This is a genomic window from Nostoc sp. DSM 114161, from assembly GCF_052692665.1.
Map to the genome: position 1 here is coordinate 7003419 of NZ_CP195141.1, position 12471 is coordinate 7015889.

Annotated in this window: 7 protein-coding genes; 5 read left to right on the plus strand and 2 right to left on the minus strand. The window is 42.5% G+C overall.

Translation table 11 applies throughout. The annotated features are described in order from the left end of the window. Positions 1-30 precede the first annotated feature (30 nt). Together NSTC745_RS29140 and NSTC745_RS29145 are read left to right on the plus strand one after the other, a co-directional pair. The gene (locus NSTC745_RS29140) at positions 31-1041 is read left to right on the plus strand and encodes a substrate-binding domain-containing protein (RefSeq protein WP_445634113.1); all 1011 of its coding nucleotides are present in this window, start codon (positions 31-33) and stop codon (positions 1039-1041) included. Positions 1042-1346: 305 nt separating this feature from the next. Next, the gene (locus tag NSTC745_RS29145) at positions 1347-3197 is read left to right on the plus strand and encodes an iron uptake porin (RefSeq protein WP_445634114.1); all 1851 of its coding nucleotides are present in this window, start codon (positions 1347-1349) and stop codon (positions 3195-3197) included. 678 nt (positions 3198-3875) lie between these two features. Here NSTC745_RS29145 and NSTC745_RS29150 read toward each other — a convergent pair. After that, positions 3876-5441 (minus strand): serine hydrolase, encoded by a 1566-nt coding sequence (locus NSTC745_RS29150; protein ID WP_445634115.1) that lies wholly within the window; start codon positions 5439-5441, stop codon positions 3876-3878. Positions 5442-5612: 171 nt separating this feature from the next. Continuing rightward, positions 5613-6353: an RNA methyltransferase gene (locus NSTC745_RS29155; RefSeq protein WP_445638715.1), complete on the minus strand. Its 741-nt coding sequence runs from the start codon at positions 6351-6353 to the stop codon at positions 5613-5615. Between the two features lie 558 nt (positions 6354-6911). Between NSTC745_RS29155 and NSTC745_RS29160 the strand changes: the two genes are divergently transcribed. The 3 genes from NSTC745_RS29160 to NSTC745_RS29170 all read left to right on the plus strand — a co-directional run bounded on the left by NSTC745_RS29160 (position 6912) and on the right by NSTC745_RS29170 (position 12462). After that, entirely contained in the window at positions 6912-9554 is a 2643-nt protein-coding gene (locus tag NSTC745_RS29160; protein ID WP_445634116.1) for a penicillin acylase family protein, read from the plus strand. Between the two features lie 257 nt (positions 9555-9811). Beyond that, a complete protein-coding gene (locus NSTC745_RS29165) occupies positions 9812-10264 on the plus strand; it encodes a hypothetical protein (protein ID WP_445634117.1) in 453 nt (150 codons plus the stop codon). 422 nt (positions 10265-10686) lie between these two features. After that, on the plus strand, positions 10687-12462 hold the full coding sequence (locus tag NSTC745_RS29170; RefSeq protein ID WP_445634118.1) for an SWIM zinc finger family protein: 1776 nt from the start codon (positions 10687-10689) through the stop codon (positions 12460-12462). Positions 12463-12471 lie beyond the last annotated feature (9 nt).

The following is a 12471-nucleotide window of genomic DNA, read 5'->3' on the forward strand; positions in this document are numbered from 1 at the left end:
TTTTTTTGCAAAAAAATACTGGCGAGTAAGGTGAAAATCATTAAATATCCACAAATTTTTACTACTACATTAGTAGCTGCCACAACATTTCATTTCACCACCAATGCTGCTTTTGCTCAGTTACTCAGAGGCGCTGGTGATTCTTTTGCTCAACCTCTGATAGAACGCTACAGCCAAGAATACGAAAAAGAAACAGGTGAAAAATTTAAATATAGCGCTGTTGGCAGTGGTGGTGGTATTCGGTTGTTCGCGAGAAACTCTGTAGACTTTGGCGCTACTACTTTAATTCCTACCCCAATTGAAATCAATGAAATGGAAGATGGGTTGTTAACAGTGCCAATGGCTGGGGGTACATTAGCTATCGTTTATTACCTCAAAGAAGTAAGTAGCGATGTCAAGTTATCTCGCGAGCAATTAGCAAAAATATTCACAGGTAAAATTAGTAATTGGCAACAAATTAATTCTCGATTTCCTAATAAAAAAATCCAAGTTGTAGTTAATTCGGAAAATTCCGGTACTAGCTTTATTCTCACCAAATACTTGCAGAAAATTACCGGAGGGAAAATCCTAGCTAGTAGAAAACCAGAATGGGGATTTCGGGTATATGCGGCTTTGAGTCAAGATAGTGAAATCGCTGGAGAAGTCCGAAGAGTTGATGGTGCGATTGGCTATGTGCAAACAAACGTTGCTCTGGCAAATAAACTAGCGATCGCCAGTATTGAAAATCAAGCTGGTAATTATATCAAACCAACTTTAGAAGAAACCAAAAAAGCTCTAGCAAATATCAAATTTCAACAGGACTTCACAACAGAAGATATCCAACCAGAAAATGGCTATCCCTTAGTAAGTTTAACTTGGCTGCTGGTGCATAAAAAGTATCCCAACCAAGATATTCTGCAAAAAACTCAAAATTTGCTGACATGGATCTTGACTAAAGGACAAAGCTTGAATGAGGATTTGGGATATACCAAAGTTCCTGAGAATGCTACTCCCAAATTAATTGAAGCTGTCAAGAATGAAGTGAAACTTCAACCTTATTAAAGGGCAGAATTTAAGATTGTAGAATGTGTCAATCAGACAACAACTTTGGGTATCGATGAATTATTAAGCTGTTACGCAAATAAGATTGCACATCAACTGGTCAGGTTGTCCTAAGTCAATTGTCCTTTGTCCTTGGTAAACACAAATGACTAATGACTAATGACTAATGACGGTCTACATGGAGTTTGTGCAATATGTAGGCGCGTTAGCTTATTAATTATACAGCCTAAAGCTGTGGCATTTTTGCTTGAAAAATATCTTACTTTAGAATTTTTGTTTGTGTGAGGATAATTCAGAGAAAAATAATGAAAAAATCGAATGTTTCCGTTACTCTTACTTCACTAATTCTTAGTGGAAGCTTACTAACTTCATTGCCAGTTTTAGCTCAAATACATTTAAATTCTAATTCTTTAAAAAAAGAAGACTTAAATAATACGAACGATTTTCGACTCTCATCTGAAAATCAATCAAACTTAGTTACTGTTGATTCCACGCCCGAAATTACAGAAAATTTAACGCCAAACCTAAACCCCCAATCTCCTTCTCTGTTGAATAATAGGGAAAATTCAAAGCTTCTCAAAAAGCAGGAGAGCAGTTTTAGAGATTACGTAGAAAGTCAAGAACTTGGACAAATTCCGGTAGCTCAAAGCGAACAACTATATAGTAATTCTCCTCCAGAATTAGAGCAAATCATCAATGTTAATCAATTACAAGATGTAACTCCCGACCATTGGGCTTATGAAGCGTTGAGTAACTTAGTCGAAAAATACCAATGTATTAGCGGTGATGGTCAAGGTAATTTTAATGGGAAACGGGCGATGACCCGTTATGAATTTGCCGCCGCCCTAGAAAATTGTTTGCTAAAAGTTACACGTTCAGTTTCCAGCTTAAACAATAAATTTGCTACTCAAGAAGACTTGGCAACTTTCCAAAGATTGCAAGAAGAATTTGCTGGAGAACTGCAAAGTATTAATGCCAAAATAGGTAACTTAGAAAGAAAGACAGAGTTAATTGCACAGCGTCAGTTTAGCACCACTACAGTTTTAAGAGGTGCAGTACTCTTGAATGTAATTAGTGGCTTTGGCGATAGAAAAGCAGTTCCTCCTGGTAGTAATCCCACAGAAGACTTAAATGTAAATACTACCTTCTCTGCACTAACAAATTTGACTTTAGATACCAGTTTTACAGGGAAAGATAGATTACGAACTCAACTTTTAGCAGGGAATATTAATGATTTAGGCACTGGTGTCACGGGCACAAATATGACTAGTTTGGTAGGTGCAGTAAACACTGGCAATAATGTCATATTAAGCTCGCTATTTTATGAATTTCCCATAGGCGATCGCGGTATCATAGCCATTGCCCCAACAGCAGACTTTCCCACTCGCATTTTTCCAGCTTTGAATCCTGTGAGTTCAATTTCTACCTTTGGTGCAGAAAGTCCGATCTATTCCTTTGCTTTTGGCGGTGGTGCAATAGCTTACTATCAATTCACAGACCAAATAGCCGCAGGTATTAGTTATTTAAGCAGTTCTGCTAGCGCTCCCGATCGAGGATTATTTAACGGTCAATATACTGCTTTGACTCAGGTAACCTATACTCCATCAGATAAAATCGGAATTGCTTTTACCTACGGTCATTACTATGCTCCAACACCTGGTACAGCTTTTAATAACATCACAGGGAGGAAAGGTAGTCAATTTGCTCAATTACCATTCGGGGGAAATACACCTACTTCCTCCGATGCTTTTGGTTTACAATTCACATACAAATTGACTGATAAATTAACTTTAGGTGGTTGGACTAGCTACTTTAACGCTCAAGCTGAGGGTTCACCTACTGTTAGTAATCTCAACGGTTCGCGAGGTGCTGATGCAGATATCTGGAGTTGGGCTGTTACCGCATCACTAACAGATTTGGGCAAATTAGGCAGTCAATTAAGTTTTGTCTTTGGAATGCCTCCGAAAGTGACGAGTAATGATGTTATTGAACGCCGCGATCCAGATACATCTTTACATTTTGAATTATCTTATCGCTACCCCCTGACTGACAGAATTTTGATTACTCCGGGTTTTTTAATGATTACAAATCCCGAACATAACGCAGCAAACGATACAATTTGGGTTGGATTAATGCGAACTACCTTTGTATTTTAATAGCAACTTGACACTCCCCCTGCTCTGCTTCGCGGTTATCAGGGGGATTCTTGGTTTATCCAGCCCAATATGGTTTAGTTAAAGGTTAATTGTACAAAATTCTGGGTTTATGAGACGCGACGCCAGTCGCTACAACGGGGGGAACCCCAACGCGAGTTGTTCATGGGGGAAACCCCCAAGACCACACTCGCTCCGCAACGCGCTGGCTCATAAATCGCCGTCTCTACAAGTGTTTTGGTCTTATCTGAACTGTATCTAGACAGAGGTCGTTCTGTCCCCAAGATTTTTTCGTTGGTTCTTAACTTTCGTTGCGATCGAGAGTTATTTTAGATACGGCCGCCCTGATATTTGTATGGACCTTAAACTGAAACAGTATTAACTGAAATTGCACACAAAACAATAATAGGGTGCGTTGCTATAAGGCGTAACACACCCTACATCTGCATTAGTATTGAGCTAAATTTAGATTAAAACTACATTAATTTCACTACAATTCCAGCAAAAATTAAATTTTGGGGGTGGTAGATGCCAGGATAAATGCAAAATTAAAAATTCAAAAATCCCAAATTAGATAACTCCAAAAAACAAATTATCCAAATTTATGGACTCAATACAATTGTTCCTCCCCTTTGCTCCCCTGCGCCAAGGCGATGGGATATTTTTTTATTTGCAAGTCCCTTATCTTGGGGGATAATATTGCGGATTCATAACTGGAGCTTGATAACTATTTGTTGGTAAAGTATTTCCCATACCATTGGGTAAAGGACTGATAATCGGAGCTTGATAACCAGTCATGGGTACGGTGGTTGTGGTGGTGTTGGGTAAAACAGGATTGGCAATCTGCGGTTGATAACCGTTGGGAGGTACAGTGCTTGTAGTATTGCTTGGTGTAACTGGATTTTGGCTAAACTCTTGGTAAGCAGCGCGAGAAATCGAGCTAATGACTTTTTCGGCGCGGGGGTCGTTGTTGGGGCGTTGTACCATCACAGCAGCCACGTAGCGCTTACCAGTGGGAACAATAATTAAACCTGCGTCTGCCAACATTGTGCCGATATCACCTGTTTTGTGATATACTCTAGCGCCTGTTCCCAAACCGGATGGCAACAATGAGTCTCGCTGGGTGCGGCGCAAAATATCCAGCATTAAATCGCGTGATGGCATACTGACTAAATTTCCCTGGCTGACAATTGCCATCAAATTCCCTAGTTCCTTGGGGCTAGTGGTGTTTGTCCCTTGCAAATCTGGCAGTTGATTGCGAATGGCTGTGGTTGTTAATCCCCAACTGCGGAAACGCTGGTTTAAAGCATCGATGCCTCCCAGTCGGGTAATTAGCATGTTTGTGGCTGTGTTGTCGCTGATGGTAATCATTTTAGTGGCGACTTCCAAAGCAGCATACTGGGTTCCGGCTGCTTTGTATTGCAGATTTCCCGAACCGCCTGCGATCGCCTCTTGCTGCATGGTCAGCATTTCATCAAGGCGAATTTTCCCGGCATCTACATCTTGAAAAAAGGCAATTAAAATCGGTACTTTGATTGTGCTAGCCGCAGGAAAACTGGTAGAGGCATTAATATCTACATAATTACCAGTATCCAAATCTACTAAGAAAACTCCGGGCGTGAGATTTGGGTTGCTGGTGGCTAAATTTTGTACCGTATTTTTTAAGGAGATAATTTCCTGAGATAAAAGTAGGGTTGAAGATGTCACTGGGGGAGTAGGGGTTGGTTGCGTCTGCGATCGCGTCACATTACTATTACTAGTTTGGGGCGCTGAACTTGTGGTGATGCGATTAGCGGGGTCTAATACTGACAAGGCCGTGCCTACGATTGCGCCCATCCCAACACCGACAATCAACAAGCGCAGTACATACAATATGGTTTTGGCCATTGGCTTTAACCGCGTCTTCCGCGATGAACGCCTCCCAATTTTTGGCTTTTCCATCCGCACCGTTTTAACTGTTGCAACACCCGATTGCGAGGGAGGAATTCTTACTTTCGCAGTCGGTATAGGTTTAACTGCCGCTGGCATGACTAACTCCGATTTTACCCGGCGTGTAGTCGCTGGGGTTTGCCCAGAAACCATGCGATTTTTTGGGCGTGCTAGCGCCGCTTTACCAGCAACAACTTGCTGCTGGCTGTTAGCTTTCACTTTCTTTGCTGCCACTTTTTGAACCTTTTGTGGACGCTGGCGGCGGTTTAAGGGTTGACGCCGCGAGAAAGCTGTTAGTTCGCCACTTGACTCTGACACTGCTACTCCTTGTGACCCACTGGACTGTTTTCTTGCAGACTCCTGACCCAAAACTTAACCTTCAAGCAATATTTATGCTCAAATTCCACTTTGCTACTAAGTAGCATTTTTGTGTTTAGTTTAATATTAAATATTTTGGGGGGGGTGATTGCGTATATATTAAACGAATTATTACAAGTTTTCACCATCCCTCTCGTTTTTCAGTGCCCATTCTACCTGCCGCAAAATTCCCCGTAGCATAGCTACTTCACCAGTTTGTAGCCCTGCGCGATTATACAGTTGGCGAAATTTTTCCATGCGACTAGTTGCGGTATGTGGATACAGATAACCAATTTTCAGTAGTAATGATTCTAATTGCTGGTAGTATGTTTCCACAACATCTAAAGGCGCGAGTTCGCTTTGGGGTAAAACTTGAGTTTCTGGTTGCTGGGTACATTGTGACAATTCATAACAACAGATTGCCACAGCAGTAGCCAAATTTAAGGATAAATAATTCTGATTTGTGGGAATAAAAACAAAGCGCTGAGCGTAATTTAATTCTTCATTGCTTAATCCCCGGTCTTCCCTGCCAAAAATTAAAGCTGCGGGTTTTTCTGGTTCCTCAAGTAGCCAGGGTAGGGCAGTGCGGGGGTTTTCTAAAGGTATTTCCCAACTGCTAAGCCGACCTGTGGTAGCGATCGCTCTGACACATCCATGCAATGCTTCTAGTAAAGTTGCCACTACTACCGCAGATTCTAAAATTTCTTTGGCATGAACAGCCATTTTTAAAGCTTCTGGCGACAAAGGATCGCATTGGGGATTTACTAATATTAAGTTATGTAGTCCGAAATTTTTCATTACCCTGGCGATCGCGCCGACATTCAAAGGCCCAGCTGGCTCTACCAACACAATTCTTAATCCAGCTAAGCTCATTTTTTGTCTCCAGCGATCGTACTCGAAAATACTTTTAGGCTTGTTCAAAGTATTCTTCAGATTATTGTAGCTGTGTCAGTAAATTCCTACGTCAAGTTTGAAGAGTTATTCGCCTTTGTTTTTTCCATTGATTCAAAAAATTGCGAAATCTCTTTAGTCGAGCGTAGGTGATAAACACTTTTGGTGCTTTGAGCTTGCTTAATATACTCGCGATATTTGGGTGCGATCGCTAGCAAATCTTTTTCAGGATTTACGCAAAAATCACGAAAAAGCTTAATTTATCGAACCGCCTTCGCGTAGCGTCTCGCAGAGAAGACGCCAAGAACGCCTTTCCTGCGGAACGCTTCGCGAACGCGCAGCGTCTCGTAGAGAAGAATTGATAGAGTGTGCGTAAGTCCTATTTTTGAGAAACTACAGCTTCTATTGCGCCGGCTACGTATCGAAGATCGTATTGTTCTTAGGCGATGAGAAAGACTTGAATAATTAAGTGTCATAGTTAACCTGAAAGCGAATCTGTAATGTTTTAAGCTGTATGATGTCGCGCGATCTGACCCAAAAATGTTACGGCAAGCCCAAATAAAAAGCTTTACGAAACCTTGGTTTCTTGAGATTCTCAAAAGAACTTTAATTTTCCTGTTAGTCTTGGGGTTATTTTTCATGGGGCTTGTCACTCACATTGTGCGCCAATCGTTTCCCCAAGAAAGTGGCACAATTCAACTAACTGGACTGAAAGCCGAAGTAAGTGTTGAGCGCGATAAATGGGGAGTACCCCATATTTATGCTGCCAACTCCCACGATTTATTCATGGCTCAAGGTTATATTCACGCCCAAGACCGCTTTTGGCAAATGGATTTTTGGCGACACATTGGTTCTGGGCGACTCTCAGAAATGTTTGGTTCCTCCCAAGTTGAGACTGACAAATATCTGCGAACAATGGGTTGGGCGAGGGTGGCGCAACAAGAAATCCCGCAAATCAACGATCAAATGAGGGGATATCTGGAAGCTTATGCGGATGGTGTCAACGCTTATTTGGCGAAACATCAAGGCAGTACCTTGAGTTTAGAATACGCTGTATTAAAATTTCTCAATCCTGGATATCAGCCAGAACCTTGGCAAATACTCCATTCTCTAACTTGGGGTAAGGTGATGGCTTACGACTTGGGCAGAAATTTTCAAAGCGAAATCGAACGTGCAATACTGCTTAAAACTCTCACCCCTGCCGAAGTTGAAGAACTTTTTCCGCCCTATCCTCAAGATTTACCGGTGATTTTGCCGGAGTTCGGGAAGAAAGCGGACAAGGGGACAAGGAGAGAAGTTGGAGCGGAGGAAACCTCCGCTCCAAACTTCGGAGGACAAGGTGACATGGGGAAAGAGGACAGGGAGAATTCTTTGTTTGCGTCGTTGCGTCTCTCCGTCCCCGCGTCTTCTTCCCTCTTCTCTGCTTTAGAGTCAATTAATCAGCCGATGATGGCTTTGGAAAAACTAATTGGTTCTACGGGAATTGGTGTTGGTTCAAATAACTGGGTGATATCTGGTAAACGCACGGCTACAGGTAAGCCGATTTTGGCGAACGATCCGCATTTGGGCGTGCAAATTCCCTCGATTTGGTATGAGGTTGGTTTGCATTGTACGTCTGAGAGTGCGGAATGTCCTTACAATGTTGCTGGCTTTTCTTTTGCAGGCACGATTGGGGTAATTATCGGTCATAGCGATCGCATTGCTTGGGGTGTGACTAATGTTCAATCTGATGTGATGGATTTATACATCGAGAAAATCAACCCGAAAAACCCCAACCAATATGAGGTCAATGGCAAATGGGTTGATATGGAACTTGTGAAAGAAACGATTCAAGTTGCCGGAAGTCAGCCAATTGTGCAAACGGTTCGCTATACCAGACACGGGCCGATTCTCTCTGATGTTTCGCCAAATCTCCAGCAGTTCCAACCCAGTCAGGCGCTAGAATTGCCGCAAAATTACGCCGTAGCTTTGTGCTGGACGGCATTAGCGCCTTCTAAGTTAGGCTATGCTATTCCCGAAATCAATCGCGCCCAAAATTGGCAGGAATTTCGCGCTGCTGCCAAAAACTATGATGTTCCCGCTCAGAATTTGGTCTACGCTGACATTGATGGCAACATTGGCTACCAAATGCCCGGTAAATTCCCCATCAGAGCCAAGGGAGATGGGCGTTATCCGGTTCCTGGTTGGACGGATGAATACGAATGGCAAGGCTATATTGATTTTGAGGAACTGCCCAAAAGTTTCAATCCGACCGAAGGTTTTATTGCTAGTGCTAATAATTTAGTTTCCCGTGAATATCCGTATTTAATTACCGGAGACTGGGTTTATGGCTATCGGGCAAAGCAAATTGTTGAGATGATTTCGCAACAAACTAAGGCGATTTCTTTGAAGGATGTGCAGCAGATACAAGGGAGCGATCGCAATCTCAATGCCCAAACACTAGTACCATTACTACAAGCGATCGCAGTCGATACACCCCGTTTGCAAGCAGCCCAAAAACTCCTAGAAAATTGGGATTTGGAGTTGGGAACGACATCACAGGCTGCGGCTTTGTTTGAAGTATTCTGGAAACACTTACTAGCAAACACATTTCACGACCAGTTGCCTAAAAGATACTTTCCTGATGGTGGCGATCGCTGGTATGCTGTGGTGGCAAATCTGGTGAAACAACCCAATAGTTCTTGGTGGGACAATCGCAACACCCCAAAAGTTGAGAACCGCGACCAAATCCTTCAAGAATCCTTGACAAAAGCGGTGGATGAACTAGAACGCATTCAAGGTAAAGACTCGAAAAACTGGAATTGGGGCAAACTACATACCGTCACTTTTCGCCATGCCACCTTGGGTAAATCTGGAGTTGCACCCATTGAAGCTATGTTTAATCGCGGTGGCTTTGCCACGGCTGGGAACGGCGAAACAGTGAATGCTAACCGTTGGCGGGCGGATAAATCCTTTGAAGTGACAGATATTCCTTCATTGCGGATGATTGTAGATTTGGGAAATTTAGATAATTCATTGGCAATTCACACTCCCGGACAATCAGGTCATGCGTTCCATAGACATTATAAAGATATGGCCGATCCCTGGTGTCGGATTGAATACCACCCCATACTGTGGCAAAAAACGAATGTTGCAGCAAATACTACTGCCATATTGAAGTTAATGCCAAAATCGGCAGAATAATTTTATTACATTCAGTGTAATTACATACACATCTGCAAAAAAATGGAGTATAAAGTAGCAGGAATACAAAAGTCATATCATGTCCGATTGAATACTTATTGTTTAGACTGATGCCCTGAAGCACAGAGATTTGAATCATAAGCGATCGACCAGACCTGATATCAGGAGCAGAAATAGAGATTTTTGAAAAAAAGAAAAGTATTTTTGCTGACTATGAATTTCCTTGGCCCAACGTTAGCAAAATATAGTCGGAGATTATGGAACCTATGCAATATGTAGTTAAGAAAAGTTTTATACTTTCAGCCACAACTGCGATCGCATTATTATTTGCAAGTTGTGGAGAAAGTAAAGTTGCCCAATGTAACAAAATTATCAAGGTCGCCAATCAAGCATCAGCTTTAGGTCAGGAATTCGGTAAAAATCCGAATCCAGCAAAAGGTTCTAAATCTTTAACTGAACTCGCCAACAAGATAGAGCCACTTACCCAAGAAATGAAAGCACTAGAAATTAAAGATGAGAAACTCCAAGGTTTTCAAGGACGTTTCCTCACACTTTATCAGGGCATCACTAAAGAACTGAAGAATGCAGCAACAGCTATAGATAAAAAGAATCTCCCAGCAGCAAAGAACTCTTTGGCATCTCTACAAAAGAGCGGTCAGGATGAAAGTTCAATAGTCAAGGAAATTAATAGCTATTGTTCTGGTAGTTAATAGCTATTGGCAGTTTGCAATTAAGAAACTAAGATTTAACCTGATTTGTGGCTTTAAATCTGTTGCTTGACTTTAGAGAATTGGTGTAAGGATACTGTTGGCAAATCAAAGGTCAGATCCCTGATTTACCCACAAAATGGTTGATGGAGACGTTGCAATGCAACGTCTCTACATCTGTTTGAATAGCGAAAAATCTTTATGTTTGGTATATGACCCATATTTATTAGACCTCTTGCAATCAATTGCTTTTTGCACTCTTGTGGGAAAAGGGATGCATGTTAAAGGGGAAAGGGAAAATACAAAACCTTTCCCCCTTTCCCCTTCCCCTTTTCCCAACTTCTACAAGAAGTCTATTCTTTACATGGCCTTAGTTTAAGACCTAAGCTGGATTCATCCAGAGGATTTACGCAGGCGATCGCCCGATGTCTATTCCCCAAATTAGTGAGTTTACTATCCGCCGCCATGCCAACGCCAAATCTTTCCAGCGGGGCGAGGCATACTATCAGGCTGGCGCTGTCAATGCTATTACCCAACGTGGCGGCGTGCTTCAGGCGGATGTTGTGGGCACTGAAGCCAGACCTTATCATGTCAGCCTGAATTTTGATAGCAGTGGATTGACTTCTGTCAATTGCACCTGTGCATACAACTTTGATGGGTGGTGCAAACATATCGTGGCGACGATGCTTGTTTGTGCGCGTCACTCAGAACACATTGAACGGCGCCCGACTTTGGAAGAATTACTCGATCGCTTAGATTTTGTCCAAACTCAAAGGCTGCTACAAGATTTAGTAGCAGAATACCCGCGGCTGATTGAGGCGATTGACCGTCGTGTCAGCTGGATGATTGCTCCTGTTGCCCAAGAAAAAAGTATCAAACGGGTGCGGCGCATTACTATCGACCAGGCTCCCTTTCGCGGCGAAGTGCGGCAAATTCTCCGGAACGCTGTGCAGTATTTCGAGGAAGGTTCCGAAGAAGACCCCATCGCAGAAGAATTGCTGAGTCTGGTGCAAATTGCCGTGGGTTTTTGCGAACGGGGAGAGGCTGAAAATGCGATCGCTATTTTAGAGGCGATTACGTTTACCTGTGTGGAAAATTGGCACGATGTTGCAGAATACGGAGCCGAAAATGATGAAATTGTCCAGGAATTAAATCAGGCTTGGTGTGAAGCAATTCTCAGTGCCGAACTCACTCCAGACGAAAAAGTTGATATTCAAATAAACTTAGAAGCATGGCAAGATGAATGGAATGCCGATTTTGGCTTAATTATGGAAGCTTTACGCCAAGGTTGGGATTATCCACCTCTGCTGGAAGTTCTCCAAGGTAACATTACCGAAAGAGGAGCTTGGGAAGAAGATGTCCCTGACTATGCAGACGATTTGGCACTAATTCGCCTCAAAATCCTCGAACGTCAGGAACGTTACCAAGAATACCTATATTTGGCTGAAGCAGAAGGGCAAACCGAGCAATATCTCACAATGCTGGGGCGTTTAGGCAGAGTAGAAGAAGCGATTGATGCCGCTCAAACCCAGATGAATTCAAAGGAAGAAGCTTTTGCCTTAGCGAAAACGCTCACCGACAAGGGAGCATTACAGCAAGCATTAGATATCGCCCAAAGTGGATTAAATTTACCTGGTGATTGTCAGTATGAGTTAGGAACTTGGGCAAGTGATTTAGCTGTTGAATTGGGTAATGATGAAGCTGCTTTATTAGCAATTAAGGCGGCTTTCCAAGTCAAGCCCTCGTTTTCTGACTATCAGAAGATGCAAGAATTAGCCGGCGAAAACTGGGAAAGTGTCAAAACAGATTTGCTGAGAATCATCCGCAGTTATGTTGGTTGGGGAACAGAATCAGCCAAAGTGGATATTTTACTGCACGAGGGGCTAATTGATGATGCAATTGCGATCGTTAGCGAACTTAGTTCTTATGATTCTGACGTAATTTATCGAGTTATGGATGTTGCGATCGCTCATAATCCTGCTTGGGTAATTGCCAATGCCTGTAATCGTGCTGAAAAAATTATGGATGCAGGTAAAGCAGAATACTACTACTATGCCGTGGAATGGCTAAAAAAAGCACGCGCCGCCTACTTGGAATCTGGGAGAAAGGCTGACTGGTCAACTTATCGAGAAAATTTGATGCAAAGCCACAGCCGTAAGCGTAAGTTGATGGCAATGTTTAAACAAAAGGGTATGGAGTGAGATTTTGGC